Source organism: Pseudoalteromonas sp. Angola-7 (assembly GCF_028599255.1).
Lineage (GTDB): Bacteria > Pseudomonadota > Gammaproteobacteria > Enterobacterales > Alteromonadaceae > Pseudoalteromonas > Pseudoalteromonas atlantica.
Genome location: NZ_JAQREL010000001.1, coordinates 50,222 through 65,344, shown reverse-complemented (window position 1 = coordinate 65,344; position 15,123 = coordinate 50,222). Strand labels below are relative to the sequence as shown.

The 15,123-nt window shown below is 41.0% G+C and carries 12 protein-coding genes; 10 read left to right on the top strand and 2 right to left on the bottom strand.

All coding sequences use genetic code 11. The annotated features are described in order from the left end of the window. Positions 1-10 precede the first annotated feature (10 nt). Together PSH50_RS00290 and PSH50_RS00285 are read left to right on the top strand one after the other, a co-directional pair. Positions 11-1,174 carry an endonuclease/exonuclease/phosphatase family protein gene (locus PSH50_RS00290; RefSeq protein WP_273609207.1) on the top strand — a complete coding sequence of 388 codons (1,164 nt, stop codon included), beginning with the start codon at positions 11-13 and terminating at the stop codon, positions 1,172-1,174. 104 nt (positions 1,175-1,278) lie between these two features. Next, complete coding sequence (locus tag PSH50_RS00285) at positions 1,279-3,783, top strand: prolyl oligopeptidase family serine peptidase (protein WP_273587265.1); 2,505 nt, start codon at positions 1,279-1,281, stop codon at positions 3,781-3,783. A gap of 70 nt (positions 3,784-3,853) precedes the next feature. Here PSH50_RS00285 and rrtA read toward each other — a convergent pair whose 3' ends face one another. Then, complete coding sequence (rrtA, locus tag PSH50_RS00280; protein WP_273587264.1) at positions 3,854-4,438, bottom strand: rhombosortase; 585 nt, start codon at positions 4,436-4,438, stop codon at positions 3,854-3,856. Positions 4,439-4,535: 97 nt separating this feature from the next. On the opposite strand from rrtA, the gene ggt reads away from it, so the two are divergent. From ggt to PSH50_RS00265, 3 genes are all read left to right on the top strand, one after another. After that, complete coding sequence (ggt, locus tag PSH50_RS00275) at positions 4,536-6,314, top strand: gamma-glutamyltransferase (protein WP_004586603.1); 1,779 nt, start codon at positions 4,536-4,538, stop codon at positions 6,312-6,314. Between the two features lie 142 nt (positions 6,315-6,456). Next, positions 6,457-8,151: an NAD-dependent malic enzyme gene (locus PSH50_RS00270; RefSeq protein WP_004586602.1), complete on the top strand. Its 1,695-nt coding sequence runs from the start codon at positions 6,457-6,459 to the stop codon at positions 8,149-8,151. 152 nt (positions 8,152-8,303) lie between these two features. Continuing rightward, positions 8,304-9,032 (top strand): SIMPL domain-containing protein, encoded by a 729-nt coding sequence (locus PSH50_RS00265; protein WP_273609206.1) that lies wholly within the window; start codon positions 8,304-8,306, stop codon positions 9,030-9,032. On the opposite strand, the gene PSH50_RS00260 is transcribed toward PSH50_RS00265, so the two are convergent. After that, positions 9,022-10,380 (bottom strand): DUF2254 domain-containing protein, encoded by a 1,359-nt coding sequence (locus PSH50_RS00260; RefSeq protein ID WP_004586600.1) that lies wholly within the window; start codon positions 10,378-10,380, stop codon positions 9,022-9,024. The genes PSH50_RS00265 and PSH50_RS00260 overlap by 11 nt on opposite strands. A gap of 118 nt (positions 10,381-10,498) precedes the next feature. On the opposite strand from PSH50_RS00260, the gene PSH50_RS00255 reads away from it, so the two are divergent. The 5 genes from PSH50_RS00255 (at position 10,499) to PSH50_RS00235 (ending at position 14,939) form a co-directional block, all read left to right on the top strand. After that, positions 10,499-10,873: an MAPEG family protein gene (locus PSH50_RS00255; RefSeq protein WP_273587261.1), complete on the top strand. Its 375-nt coding sequence runs from the start codon at positions 10,499-10,501 to the stop codon at positions 10,871-10,873. Between the two features lie 11 nt (positions 10,874-10,884). Next, positions 10,885-11,514, top strand: coding sequence for a sulfotransferase (locus tag PSH50_RS00250; RefSeq protein ID WP_054982513.1), 630 nt, complete (start codon positions 10,885-10,887; stop codon positions 11,512-11,514). A 75-nt stretch (positions 11,515-11,589) separates the two neighbouring features. After that, positions 11,590-12,162, top strand: a complete 573-nt coding sequence (locus tag PSH50_RS00245) for a tRNA-(ms[2]io[6]A)-hydroxylase (protein WP_024033616.1) — start codon at positions 11,590-11,592, stop codon at positions 12,160-12,162. Positions 12,163-12,345: 183 nt separating this feature from the next. Next, positions 12,346-14,265: a pilus assembly protein N-terminal domain-containing protein gene (locus PSH50_RS00240; RefSeq protein WP_273587260.1), complete on the top strand. Its 1,920-nt coding sequence runs from the start codon at positions 12,346-12,348 to the stop codon at positions 14,263-14,265. Beyond that, positions 14,262-14,939 (top strand): lipopolysaccharide assembly protein LapB, encoded by a 678-nt coding sequence (locus tag PSH50_RS00235; protein WP_273587259.1) that lies wholly within the window; start codon positions 14,262-14,264, stop codon positions 14,937-14,939. The genes PSH50_RS00240 and PSH50_RS00235 overlap by 4 nt, the downstream gene beginning before the upstream one ends. Positions 14,940-15,123 lie beyond the last annotated feature (184 nt).

Here is a 15,123-nt window from a genome sequence, read left to right as displayed (position 1 = left end):
AAGTAAAAAAATGAAACTAAACATACTTTATGGCGCATTAGCCATTGCCGCTTCATTTAGTTTAAATGCTACAGCCAGCCAAAGCCTTCGTATTGCCACCTTTAATGTGAGTATGGATGCAACTAATCACACGCCAAAAGGCGAGCAAGTTAACCCCGATGCGCTAGTTAATGGTCTAAAATCAAACCACCAGCAAATAAAAAATATAGCCGAAATAATTCAGCGTGTTCGCCCTGACATTATTTTATTAAACGAGTTTGACTACGTACCCAAAGCGCAAGGTATAGATTATTTTAAACGCCAGTTTTTAAATGTAAGCCAAAATAAACAAGCCCCCATTGATTACCCATACAGCTTTATTGCCCCAGTAAATACAGGCCTTGCTACTGAGTTTGACCTTGATAACAACGGTAAAAAAACCGCTGTAATGGGCGATGCTCAAGGTTTTGGTTTTTTTGAAGGCCATTACGCGATGGCTATTTTATCTAAATACCCCATTAACCTTGAGAAACTGCGCACGCTTCAAACGTTTAAATATAAAGATATGCCTAATGCGCAAATGCCAATAGACCCTAAAACAAAAGAGAATTGGTATAACACGCAAGAATGGCAAGCGCTTAGGCTTAGCTCTAAATCGTTTTGGGATGTACCTGTTGTAGTAAACAATAAAACGGTGCATGTGCTTGCCTCGCACCCAACCCCGCCGGTGTTTGATGGCGATGAAGACAGAAACGGCAAACGTAATCATGACGAAGTTAGGTTAATTGCCGATTATGTTGCTAATAAAGCCTATATTTACGACGATAACGGCCAAAAAGGCGGATTAAAAGCAAACTCGCGGTTTGTTATTTTAGGTGACTTAAACGCTGCGCCTGAAGGGGATAAAGCACGGGTTGAAACCACCAATCAAATTTTAAATAATCCACTTATAAATTCGCAATTTATACCGCAAAGCGCCGGTGCTAAAGAGCAGTACCCGCAGTCATACGCAAAGCACTTTACAGCTAACTGGCAAGCGCGTGTAGATTATGTTTTACCCTCTACCTATGGGTTTAAAATACACGATGGCGGGGTGTTTTGGCCCACTAAAAACAGCGAGCAATATAGATTAATAAAAGATAGAAACGCATCGAGCGATCACCGGTTGGTGTGGCTCGATTTGCTAATAGAGTAAACTCAGCTTTACCGTGAAAATGCGTTATTTATCTTAAAAAATTGCAATAACTCAAGTGCTTCTGCTTAAATACGGCTCAATTATAATAACCGTATAGAAGCACTATGATTTTTAACCTATCGTCATCAAAAACATTAGTAGCGCTTGCTGTAACCTCTAGCATTATGCTTGCAGGTTGTAGTGCTACCGCCAATACCTCTTCATCACAGCAAAGCGCTTTACCAGCAACTCCCGTTGCTGCGGTTGTAAACACACCTGCTGATGCTGGCTCGCAAAATATTACGCTAGAACAAGCCATGGCAAACCCTGATTGGATAGGTAACCAGCCTAAAAATGCGTACTGGGCAAGTGATTCAGCCACCATTATTTATGCTCAAAAGCAGCAAGGCAGTAACCTAAACGATATTTATAGCCAGGCAATTAACAGCAAAAAAGCGATGCAAGTATCACTTGATAAACTGCATACTGTAGGTGCTTCTAAAGCGGTTTATTCATCAGATAGAACACTTCAAGCTTATACGTTTAAAGGCAATGTATTTGTTAAAAACCTTACAACGGGTGAACTTAAACAAATAACAGCCACCTCAGCAAATGAGTCTAAACCACAGTTTTTAAATAATGGCGATTTAGTTTACCGCCAAGGTAATGTGTTTTTTAAAGTTGATTTAAAAACAGGGCTAAGTACAGAGCTTGCTAACTTAAAATTGGGCGATAAGCCAAAAGGCTTACAAGAGCCAACTAGTTACATAGCAAAAGAGCAGCATAAACTGATTGAGTTTGTGGCGCTGCAACATAAAAACAAACAGGATACACAAACACGCAATGAGCAAATAAACGCGCAAAATAGCTCCATTGCTAACACCGCTTTTTATTTAGGTGATGGCAATGTAATTAAAGAAGCGCAACTATCGCCAAGCGGTGATGCTTTAATTGTTGTGCTGCAAAAGCAGCAATCGTGGCGTGATAAAGGCGATATTATGCCTAACTACATCACCGATGATGCCACTATTGAGCCTAAAAAAGTTCGCCGTCGTGTAGCTGATGCAAAAGAGCAAACATCATCTGTGATACACATTAACCTTGTGGATAAAACACAAACGCCACTGAGCTTTGATACGCTACCGGGCTTTGATGAAGATGTTTTAGCCGAGGTTAAAAAAGAAAACTACGCGCGTGATGGTAAAACGTATAAATCTAAAAAAGCGCCACGCGGTATTAACTTAATTACTAATTGGGGTTTAAACCAAGCTCCCATAGTGTGGAACGATGACGGCACGCAAGTTGCCATTATGCTAGAGGCGTGGGATAACAAAGACCGCTGGATAGCCACAATCGACTTTGATAAAAACGAGCTTGTGTCGCAGCACCGCCTACATGATGATGCTTGGATAGCTTACGCGTTTAACAATTTTGGCTGGTTACATAATTCAAACACCCTGTATTACTTATCAGAAGAGTCGGGCTATAGTCAGCTTTACAAAAAACCGCTTAACGGCAAAGCAACCGCTTTAACTAGTGGCCAGTTTGAAGTATCGGACATTACGTTAACTCATGATAATAGCGCTATTTATTACAAGGCAAACGTAGACCACCCAGGCCTTTACGAAATTTACCGTGTTAACCCACAAACAGGTAAAAACGAGCAAGTGACAGACCTTAACGGTATGACCGACTACACGTTAAGCCCAGACGAAAGTAAATTACTGCTTAAGCACTCTAAAATAACAATGCCAACAGAGCTTTTTGTTGCCGATGCTAAAGCAAACACCACAGCGACACAGCTCACCCATACAGTGTCGGATGAATTTTTAGCTAAAAAGCTCACCGCACCTAAAATTGTTGCCGTACCCTCTAGCCACACAGAGCAACCTATTTATGCCAAGGTATATTACCCAAGTGACTATGTAGAAGGTGAAACAGGCAAAACCCGTAAAGCGGTTATTTTTAACCACGGAGCAGGGTACTTACAAAACTCACACATGGGTTGGTCTGTGTATTTTCGTGAGTTTATGTTTCATTCATTACTTGCCGATGAAGGTTACATAGTGATGGATATGGATTACCGCGCTTCTAAAGGTTATGGCCGCGATTGGCGTACTGCGATTTATCGCCAAATGGGTACACCTGAAACGCAAGATTTAGCAGATGGCGTTAAATGGATGGCGCAAAACGCAAATGTTGATACCAACGCAGTAGGCACATACGGTGGCTCATACGGCGGGTTTATGACCTTTATGGCGCTATTTACTGCCCCTGAGCTATTTCAATCGGGGGCAGCACTTCGTCCAGTAACCGATTGGGCGCATTACAACACCGCTTACACGGCTAATATTTTAAATCACCCAGATGTAGATCCCATTGCGTATGAGCGCAGCTCGCCAATTTATTACGCTGAGGGCTTAAACAAGCGCTTATTAATTAACGCACCTATGGTTGACGATAACGTGTTTTTTCAAGACTCAGTACGTTTAGTACAGCGATTAATTGAACTTGAAAAACAAAACTTTGAAACGGCTATCTTCCCGGTAGAGCCGCATGGCTTTGTACAGCCATCAAGCTGGTTAGATGAATACCGCCGTATTCATAAATTATTTAAAGAAACACTTTAATTTAAAAATTAAAGTGTAAAAACAAAAACGCCGCGTTAACTAACGCGGCGTTTTTATTAATATTGAGAACTTAATCGCTATTTTTTAAGTATTTAATTGCTAAAGGTATGCCAAGCAATGTGCCGCCCACCGCGCCAATTAAGTGCGCATCAATGGCAACGGTTGAATCAATTAATTGGCCAATACTGGCATCGGGGCCGTTTACTTGCTCCATTATTATTTTTATCCACACACCTATAAATAATAAATAACCCGATTTAAGCGACAGGGTAATGTCTTTTACCGCTCCCCAAATAATGACACCATGCAATAGAGCGCTTAACCCCGTGTATATAGATATAGCAGGGCAAAACCATAATACGCCGAGCCCACACCACAGTGCTAAAAAACACACATTAAAGGCATAACGTGCAGGTGATGCGTATTCGCCATGCAGTAACCAAATTAAAAATACGCCTAATGCGTTTAATCCTAAATGCGCCCAGTTAGCATGTACAAATTGACTGGTAAACACTCGCCAAACTTCACCGTTTTCAATGAGCGCTCGGTTAAATTCAAGTAAATTATTTAAATCAAATGCAGCAAAAACAATACTAAAAAGCATCAAAAATAATGGCGGAAGTAAATAACGAGGTTGTAGCGGTAAATTAAGCATTTTATTATGTTTTTTTAGTCAAAATTTTTGCATATTGTGCCCGTTTAACTTTAAGATGCCAAATACAACTACGTAATTAAGTGTTTTTAGTATTTTTATGCATTTTAAACTTAAGTCATTATTTACTATTGGTTTGTTTGCAGTAACGCTGCCAACAATAGCAAAAGAACCTGCAAAATTAGAAATTCGTGAGCCAGAAGCCACCACCTCAATTGTACAAAAACAATTAGTAACTGGTGATCAATACATGGTGGCCGCGGCCAACCCGTATGCCTCACAAGCCGGACAACAGATTTTAGCTAAAGGCGGAAGCGCGGTAGATGCGGCAATTGCAACGCAATTAGTGCTTACCTTAGTTGAACCACAATCATCGGGCATTGGTGGTGGTACATTTATGATGTACTACAACAAAGCCGATAACCTACTTACAAGCTTTGATGGCCGTGAAACCGCGCCACAAAATGCTGACGAAAATCTGTTTTTAGATAAACACGGTAAAGCCGTTAAGTGGATTGAAGCAGTTGTTGGCGGTCGCTCTGTGGGTGTGCCAGGTATTTTGCATGCCTTTGCAAGTGCACATCAACAATACGGTAAACTTGCGTGGAGCGAGTTATTTAAACCCGCTATTAAACTTGCCGAGCAGGGGTTTGAAGTGTCGCCACGTTTACATGGTTTATTGGCTCGCCAATTAAACCCAGGTGTAATGAGTATGCCAGTGATTAACGAGTACTTTTACCCTAATGGCGAATTAATTAAAGCTGGTACTATTAAAAAAAATCAGCCCTTAGCAAATTTATACAAAGACATTGCTAAACAAGGCATTGATGCATTTTATAAAGGCGATAACGCTAAGCAAATGGTAAACGCAGTGCAAAATTCAAAAATTGCACCGGGTACATTAAGCGAATCAGACCTAGCTAATTACAAAAGCAAGCAACGCGACGCAGTATGTATTAAATACCGTGCTTATAATGTGTGCTCTATGGCACCACCGAGCAGTGGTGGTGTAGCGGTATTACAAATTTTAGGCTTGCTTGAACACAAAGACATGAGCGCGCTTAAACCTAATAGCGAAGAGGCAATTCATTACTTTAGCCAAGCCTCACGCATAGCATTTGCCGATCGTAATATGTACATGGGCGACCCTGATTTTACACAAGTGCCTACCAAGGAGCTGTTAAATAAAAAGTACATTGCATCGCGCGCCAAGCTTATTACTGAGCAAGACACAAAAGCAGTAGCTGGTAACCCAGTAGGCTATTTAAGCTACGCAAAAGATGATTCTTTTGAGTTGCCATCAACATCGCATGTATCCATTGTAGATAGCTTTGGTAATGCCGTATCAATGACCAGTTCAATTGAAATGGCGTTTGGCTCAACTGTGATGGTTAATGGCTTTATTTTAAATAACCAATTAACCGATTTTGCGCTTTCGCCACGCATTGACGGCAAATTAGTAGCTAACCGCGTTGAGGCGGGCAAGCGCCCACGCAGCTCTATGTCGCCAGTAATGGTGTTTAACAACGACGGCAGCTTACGCTTAGTGGTTGGCTCGCCAGGTGGCAGCCGTATCATTGATTACGTAGCGCAAGTGGTTATTGGTGTGCTGGATTGGAACTTATCGGCACAAGAGGCGATTAACCTGCCAAGAACCACCAATCGTAACGATTACACGAGCCTTGAAAAAGGCACTGCGCTTGAAGCCATAGCCCCACAATTAACTAAACGCGGCCATGCGGTACGCGTACTTGATTTAAACTCTGGCTTACATGCCGTAGAAGTTAAAAACAATAAATTGTATGGCGGTGCCGATCCGCGCCGTGAAGGGGTTGCTTTGTCGGATTTAACTGACAAAAACGCCACTATCAAATTTTAATTTATGTATAATAGCCATGCAGGCAGTGAAGCCTGCATGTGTTTTCTCTCAATGGTCTGACAAGCTTAATTGTCATTGCAATTTAACCTTTTACAATGATAATGGCAGATCATAACTTAAGACTCCGTTAAAGCCTGGAAATATGACAACTAATACTGATCCTAACTACCTTTATATTCCTTACTCTGGCCCTGGCCTAATTGAAACTCCGCTTTTAAACAAAGGCAGCGCGTTTAGTAAAAAAGAACGCGAAAACTTCAACCTTGCGGGTTTGCTTCCTCCACGTTTTGAAACAATTGAAGAGCAGGTTGAGCGTTGTTATCAGCAGTATTCAAGCTTTAACGATAACTTAAACAAGCATATTTACTTGCGTGCCATTCAAGATAACAACGAAACACTTTACTACCGTTTAGTGCGTGATCATCTTGAAGAAATGATGCCAATTATTTACACGCCAACGGTTGGTGATGCCTGTGAAAAATTCTCAGATATTTACCGCAGTGCACGTGGCTTATTTATTTCTTACGAAGATCGCTATCAAATTGACGACATTCTACGTAACGCCACCAAAGGCAAAGTAAAAGTAATTGTGGTTACCGATGGCGAACGTATTTTAGGCCTAGGCGATCAGGGTATTGGTGGCATGGGTATTCCTATTGGTAAGTTATCACTTTACACAGCGTGTGGTGGTATTAGCCCAGCGTACACATTACCTGTAATGCTTGATGTAGGTACTAACAACGAAAAACTTCTTAATGATCCTATGTACATGGGCGCGCGTCATAAGCGTATTGCGCAAGATGAGTACGATGAGTTTTTAGACTTGTTCATTAAAGCGGTTAAACGTCGCTGGCCAAATGTATTACTGCAGTTTGAAGATTTTGCACAGCCAAACGCTATGCCATTACTTAAACGCTACCGTAACGAAATTTGTAGCTTTAACGATGACATTCAAGGTACTGCAGCAGTAACTGTAGGCTCTTTATTAGCTGCGTGTCGTGTTAAAGGCTCAACCCTTAGCGAGCAAAAAGTGGTATTTGTTGGCGCAGGCTCAGCCGGTTGTGGTATTGCCGAGCAAATTATTAGCCAAATGGTGTTTGAAGGCATTAGCGAAGCACAAGCGCGCAGCCAAGTATTTATGGTTGACCGTTTTGGCCTACTCACTGAAGGCATGGAAGGCTTACGCGATTTCCAACAAGCTCTAGCGCAACCACAAGCTGCATTAAGCGAGTGGACTTACAGCGGCGAATACGCTTCATTATTAGATGTAATGCACTGTGCAGCACCTGATATTTTAATTGGTGTATCGGGTCAACCGGGCTTATTTACCGAGCAAGTTATCCGCGCTATGCACTCAGGCTGTGAACAACCGATTATTTTCCCATTAAGTAATCCATCTAAGCAGGTTGAAGCACACCCAGCTGATGTTATTAAATGGACTGAAGGTAAAGCACTTGTAGCAACGGGTAGCCCATTTGAGCCAGTAGAATTTAATGGTGAAGTGTTCCCAATTCCACAGTGTAACAACAGTTATATTTTCCCAGGTATTGGCCTAGGTGTGATTGCAGCAAAAGCAACACGCATTACCGATGCAATGCTGAGTATGTCGAGCGAAATGCTTGCTGAGTCATCACCCCGTGCAAACACCGGTAAAGGCAGCTTATTACCTGCACTGACTGAAATTGAAACGTTAAGTAAGCGTATTGCATTTGCAGTGGCTAAAAAAGCAATTGAAGAGGGCGTAGCTCTTGAGATTAGCGACGATGCACTGTGGGCTGCTATTGATAGAAATTACTGGTTACCTAAATACCGTAACTACAAACGTTGCAGCATTTAATTACGCTGAGTAACGTAAAGTAAATAAGGCTGTACATTGCGTTACAGCCAGTTACAAAAAACAGGCAATTGCCTGTTTTTTTGTGCTTGTTCATTTATTGTTAACCACGTAGGCTCTTTAATGGTGACAACAAAAATACAATGGATAATGCAATGAAAACACACATTCTTTTATTAAGTAGCGCAATTGCCTTAAGTACCTTGAGCCTTGATGCGCATGCAAACTCAACACCTAACGCTCCTCATATTTATGTTAAAGGTGAAGCAACCGTAACCACTATGCCTGACTACGTACAATTAAGCGTAGGCATTGTAGAAATAGATAAAGACCTAATTGATGCTAAAAACAAAGCCGATAAAACCATGGCTAAAGCGATCAAATTAGTAAAAGAGCTTGGCATTAAAGACGGTAATATTAATGCAGGGCATATTTCTATAAATCGCGAAAGCCAATACAACAGAAGCTCTGGCGAGCAAGAATTTAAAGGCTTTAGAGTGTCGCGCACGTTAAGCGTTAAACTCTCACAAATCGAAAAATACCCTCAGCTGTTACAAAACCTAGTAAATAACGGCATTAACCAAATAAACCAAACGCAATTTTTAGCGAGCAACTATGAAGAGCTGCACAAACAGGCGCAAAAATTGGCCATTCAAGATGCCCGTAAAGCCGCCAAAGAATTAAGTGCCGATTACGGCGTTGAGCTAAAAGGGTTATATACGGCGTCGCTAAGCCCGATGAACGTACCTGCGCAGCCTTATGCACGCTCAGAAAAAACCATGATGGTGGCAGATAACGCACCCGGTAACTTTGTTCCTGATGCGTATCATGCTGGAGAAATTAAAGTAACAGCGTCTAGCTATGCGGTTTACTTTATTGACTAGTATGTTGGCAGGTAAAACGAGCCACTAGTTTATCCCCTTGTGGCTTGCTAATGCGGGCAATCGCGTTAAGCATGTTGGTAATTTCTTGTCTGTCGTATTCGTTACTTACATGCTCGTTTATGTCATCTACAATGGCATTTAAGTAATTAAATAGGCTGTTTCGGGCTGCATCATTGCCATGCGCTACAAACAATATATTTTTAAATGCCTCTAAAACGTTCGTCATTACATACGCATCGCCTTTTGCGTAATTACGCAGTGGCGTAAAGTTATCGTGCAGTAACTCATCAAAACTGGTTTCATGTATAAAGAGTAACGGGGCGTTGTCGCTGTGTTTAAACGAATAATTTGTATCGTTAAGCGACAGGCGCTCAATTAATAAAATACTCAGCATATCTATCGATTTAACCGCTGTACCAGGGTCATTAATACCTGGGCTCATTGCTTTAACGGCAATTTCTGAAATTTGCGTTAATCCATAACGGTAATGATCGCTAATGTACTCTTCTATATAAAAAATAAAGCAGTCTAAAATTTTTGCAATAAGTTCTTCGTTGTTAGAAATGTCTTTATCGCATTTTAAAAACGGATAGCCTTTTACGGTAAAGTAACCTTGGTTTACCGAGATATACACCCGAATATTTTCCTCGGCTAATATGGCGCATAACTTATCTGTATGCACCCCTTTGTAATAACCCTCGGTAGTGCTATTAACTGAGTGCCACTGTGTAAAATCAGGAAAGTCAGTGAATGGTTTTTCTGATTGCCTGTCGACAATGGCTTTAATTTCGCGTTTAGTTTGGCTAAATAAACCGTTAAGTACATTATCTACTTGAATGGCTTTAGATATTGAATGAATAAAAAATACAAACAAGCCAAGCGATACTAAGCCAAACACCAATGACAGCAGCACCCCAAGCGATGGAATAGCGGTATCGCCACCTTCAAGCTTATTAATATTAATGAGCATAATAATTGAGTAAATTATGCTGCCTAAATAAAAGCCCAATACCATTTGATGCGACTTACGGGTAATAAGCCCAGGTACAACCCGCGGAGATAAACTGGCGCTGGCCGAATTTAAAACTACCATCACCATAGAAAAACTAAACACCGTAAGCGATATAATACTGCCTGCTAGGGTGCTTAAAATGGTGCGGGCATTTTCGGCGCTATCTACCAGCACAACAGATATAAACGCCTTGAGCTGCTCTACAGGTGCTATGTATTCAAGCGACATGGTAATTACAGCAAAAAGTAAAAAACCAACCGAAAGTACAGAAGGGTAAAAGCCAATGCTGTTGATCATTTCACGATAGCGGTCGGCTACTTTGCGAGGGACAAACATAAATTCCTTTCATTGCGTTATAAAATTCAACTAATACACACTGTAGCATAGTTACTAAGTAAACTTATGATTGTGCAAAACTATGTTATTATTGCCAAAAATAAAACAGGACAACACCGTGATAGTTTCTACGTATGCTGCGCTTTTAGCGTTTTATTATATTTACTTAAGTTTTAATGTGATCAATGTGCGCCGCAGTGAGCAAGTGTCGCTTGGCGATAACGGCAACCCTAAATTACAACGTGCTGTGCGTGCCCATGCTAATTTTATGGAATACGTACCCTTTGCGATTATTTTGCTTTTTTTAGCCGAATACCAAGGCCTTGCCAGCCATTATTGTAATATTTTAGGTGGCGCATTATTAATAGGGCGCGTTTTTCACAATTTAGGCATTGTTGAAAACAACCTTAAGTATCGCCAAATTGGTACCATTGCCACCTTTTTAGTGATGGTTATTAGTGCCTTTTTGTTGCTTGTAACACGCAATAGTTAGTAATAGATGTTATGAGTAAAATATTTATAATAGGGCTTCCGCGTACTGGCACCACCAGTGTATGCCACGCATTTTTAGAGTTTGGCATTGCCACGGCGCACACTGCGTACACCTCGTATTGTTTTGAAAACGCCACAGCCATAGCCGATACCCCTGTATTTAATGACTACCGAGCATTAGATAGCCATTACCCCGGCGCTAAATTTATATATTTAGCGCGCGAAAAAACACCCTGGATTGCCTCAATTAGGCAATTGCTGCTGCGAATGCATACTAATTTAACGCGCCCAGACGGTGGTTTTAATATTCATATAAAACGGTGTTACTTAACGACCTTTACTGACTTATCTATTGATAATATTAACCAAGATGATTATTTAACAAAGTGCTACAACACACATTTAGCCAACGCGCGTGAGTATTTTAAGCACCGCAGTAACGACTACTTAGAAATTGATATAGCAAAGCCACAAAGTTTTGCCCAGCTTACTGCTTTTTTGGGCATTAAAAGCGAGCGTACCGACTTTGAAAAAATGAACATAGGCGGCAAAGTGACCGCATGGAACGATATTAAACACCCGTTAAAAATTGACTCAACAGCAAAAGGGCGCATAGATAAGCATTTACCTTATATGCGTTAATTTTGCTCTTCGCTGCAAGATTTTTACTATTAAATACGCTAAAATCCCCGCATTATTTTTTAAGTAGTACAAAAAATGTTTGAATTAAAATACAACACCCCCTTTGAATGGACCGAAGCGGTTTTAGCCGACTTTAATACGTTTTTACAAGACCACGCTGCCGCTGAAAAAAAGGCATCGGGCATGGCTATTTCTATGCTGTCTCATTACCCAGACAAACGTAAACTGGTAAAAGCCATGACCGATTTAGCGCTTGAGGAGTTAATCCACTTTAAACAAGTGCTTAAACTGCTTATTGAACGCGATACTAATTTAGGCGATGACAAAAAAGATCCATACATAAAACAAATACGCGCTTTATTTAGACATGGCCGTGATGGATTTTTAATGGATAGATTACTGGTTGGCGGCGTTATTGAAGCCCGCGGCCACGAACGCTTTTCATTGGTTGCCCAAGCATTACCAGAAGGTAAAGAAAAAGACTTTTATGTGGCGATTGCTAAATCAGAAGAAAAACATAAAAATTTATTTGTAGAGTTAGCGTACGAATACTTTGATAAAGAAGAAGTTGATGTTCGTTTAGAAGAGCTACTAGTCGCTGAAGCTGAAATTTGTAAAAACATTCCTTTTACTGCTGCACTGCATTAATACTTTTGGCACAAAGCACTGCTTTGTGCCTTCTCTCCTAACTTCATTTGCATTTTGCAAATCAAAATACTAAAGCCGCCTGTGCTCATATCTCCAATCATCTTAATTTATTGAATTTAAAGCTAAATATTTGCTGGTCTTAAACTTGCTCTGTTAAACCAACGCATACTTGAGGACGCGCATATGTTTAAAGCCATTATTTTTATAATACTTTTATTACCATGCTGTGTATACGCCAAGCAAAGTAATTTAAATTACATAGAGAACGCCAATGGCGATAGAGTAAAAAAAGTATCCCACTTAGTTAAGTGGACCCATACTCGCTTTGTATTTAACCGCGATATAGCACGTGTTGCGCTAGGCCACGAAACCACACTCGATGTAAACGTAGTAAACGGACGCGAGCTGTTAATTTTAGCTAAAAAGTTGGGCCGCACCTCTATGATGGTGTGGTATGACGACAACACATCAGAAACATTTTTACTGGGCGTGACCGAAGACTACAGTGTGCTTGAAAATGCCCTTAACGATATTCATCCTAATTTAGCGCTCACCATCGCACCTGATAGACACGCAGTAGTACTACGCGGCGAAGTACCTACGCTTAATTATCGCCATGCAGCCCAAGAAGCGGCAAAAAATTATTTATACGCTAGTAGCTCGCAATCGGCGCAACCTGTTATTACCTCTGCGCCTAACCAAGGAATGTTTAATTCTTTAGCGCAGCGCTTACAGGGCATGGGTAATTTAAACAATGGCTTAGCACAAAGCTCAAGTAAAGTAGCGATTATTAACCTTATTAAAGTTACGCAAGCGCCAAAGCCTAAGGAAGCGCGCATAGCGCAGGTGTTAAAATCGATGGGTGCTGACAAAGTAACTGTAAAACGTATTTCGGTTGATGAGTTATCAAACGATGATAACGATGTGTTTATGCTCAGCGGCACAGTTAAAAATCAAATTGAACTGGTGCGTTTGTTAAATACCATCAATAAATTATTTGAACCAGAGCAAGCAAGCCAAGCACCCACTTCGGCACTAGATCCAAACGGGCTTATCAGTAGTGCAACGCAAAACGAAACAAGCGCTATTGAAGTACTCGCAAATGAGTCTGGCGGGTTATTAAATGACGATTCTGGCCTGACTTTAAGCAATGTAAATTCAAACGTAGCGCGGGCTACTTTGCTTTCGGTGGCTAAAGGTAAAGTGCTCTCAAGCATTGAAGTAGAAGACTTACCTCAAGTGAGGGTGTCGGTGCAGCTTTATGAAGTTAATCAGCGCCGCTTAAAGCAATGGCGTCCAGATATTAGTGTGCTTTCGAATGGGTATAACAACGAGCAAGGTTTATTTGGCCTAGAAGGCATGAATGCCCGTGAGTCTGGCTCAGCATCAATAGAAAACGCACTGCAATTAATTGGCGGACAATTAACAAATAACTTACAGATATCAACCTCGCAATTTGCCATTGATATGCTGTTTTCTTTGCTAGAGCAAGAGGGAATTTCAAGAACGCTTTCGCGACCTACACTTACCGTATTAGCAGGCGAAAGCGCGGTATTTAAAGTAGGCGGCGAAGTGCCAGTACCTACAAGCTACAGCCCATCTGGCGTTACCAGCGGGCAACAAGGTAACAGCGGTTCAGTGTTTAGTGGTACTGAGTTTAAATCGTTCGGCGTTGAGCTCAATGTTCGTGCTTTAGTGGATGACAAAGACCGCATAACCCTTGATTTAAATCCTGTTATTTCATTGCCAGACACCACACTCACAGCAGAAATAGCACAAAGCACCGGCAGCAGTTTAAACAGCAGTGCATTTAATACGCGCAGCATGCAAACTTCTACCCGTTTACAAGACGGGCAACCTTTAATTATTGGTGGCTTAATTAGTACAGATAACAACGCCAGTCACGACTTTGTACCTGATGCAATCGGCGAGAGCCTGTTAGGTAAATTAAGCGAAACAACCAGTAAAAGCGAAAACAACCGCGAGTTGATTATTGTGGTTACCCCTAATTTAGTCCGCGAGCCGGTTAATAATTTACGCGTATGGCAAACAGTTGATTTAGATAGCCAAATGGCCAGTTTTATACAGGAGCAAGGGTTATGAAAATAATATATATCGTTATTTTACTGAGTATATCGGGCTGCGCACATATAGATTATGCGCCCAGTGTAAACCCACATACTGCGCTAAGTGAAATTGTTACTAAATATGCACTAAACACCAGTGCTTTAACTTGTGAAGGGGTAAGCGCGGTTAATTGTTTAGCCTTAGTGCATGAGCTTAATCAGTTAATGCTTGAGCACCCAAACAATAAGGTTATTTTATCTGTATCAGCTTATGCGCTGTATAAAAGCGGACGAGCTAATCAGGCGCAATCGGTAATTAACAAGCTTCTTAATTTACCTAATCCGCCTTTAAACGCGCTATCTTTAGGTATTAACTTGGCTATTGAGCAAGGAAATTTAGCCAAAGCAAAACAAATTGCCCAGTACGCTATTGATGAATTTGGTACTGAGGCTTCACCGTATTTACAAATGGCGTCTATTTATTATGCGCAAGGGCATTATGTTATCGCAGCTAATTATTTAGAGCTTGCCTATAAATTTGGCACTCATAAAAGCCATTATTACTATCACAAAGGGCTAATAGCTGAGGCGACACCTGATAACGCATTGGCGTGTCATTATTATAATGAGGCAATAGGTTTTGATGCGCAGCACAGCCAAGCCACAGCGCGCTACGCGAAACTTTCGGTACTTGGAAATTGTGAAAGTTAAGGCCGCAAGGCCTTTTTATTTTATTAAACTACGCACTCCTTAGTTAAACCCGCTCATACCTAAACAATTAAAATAGCCTTACTCGGCGTTGTTTAAACCTATCTCGCTTTGCGAATAATCCCCAAATAATTGCTCGTCTCTCTTACTTTTAAAAGCTTGCCATAAATGAGTTAACACCTTGCCT

Bases quoted from the DNA above. Each gene is read 5' to 3' on its own strand.
- PSH50_RS00235 (WP_273587259.1), top strand. From the start codon at position 14,262: ATGAAAATAATATATATCGTTATTTTACTGAGTATATCGGGCTGCGCA.
- rrtA (WP_273587264.1), bottom strand. From the start codon at position 4,438: ATGCTTAATTTACCGCTACAACCTCGTTATTTACTTCCGCCATTATTT.
- PSH50_RS00290 (WP_273609207.1), top strand. From the start codon at position 11: ATGAAACTAAACATACTTTATGGCGCATTAGCCATTGCCGCTTCATTT.
- PSH50_RS00260 (WP_004586600.1), bottom strand. From the start codon at position 10,380: ATGTTTGTCCCTCGCAAAGTAGCCGACCGCTATCGTGAAATGATCAAC.
- PSH50_RS00270 (WP_004586602.1), top strand. From the start codon at position 6,457: ATGACAACTAATACTGATCCTAACTACCTTTATATTCCTTACTCTGGC.
- PSH50_RS00245 (WP_024033616.1), top strand. From the start codon at position 11,590: ATGTTTGAATTAAAATACAACACCCCCTTTGAATGGACCGAAGCGGTT.
- PSH50_RS00250 (WP_054982513.1), top strand. From the start codon at position 10,885: ATGAGTAAAATATTTATAATAGGGCTTCCGCGTACTGGCACCACCAGT.
- PSH50_RS00285 (WP_273587265.1), top strand. From the start codon at position 1,279: ATGATTTTTAACCTATCGTCATCAAAAACATTAGTAGCGCTTGCTGTA.
- PSH50_RS00265 (WP_273609206.1), top strand. From the start codon at position 8,304: ATGAAAACACACATTCTTTTATTAAGTAGCGCAATTGCCTTAAGTACC.
- PSH50_RS00240 (WP_273587260.1), top strand. From the start codon at position 12,346: ATGTTTAAAGCCATTATTTTTATAATACTTTTATTACCATGCTGTGTA.
- ggt (WP_004586603.1), top strand. From the start codon at position 4,536: ATGCATTTTAAACTTAAGTCATTATTTACTATTGGTTTGTTTGCAGTA.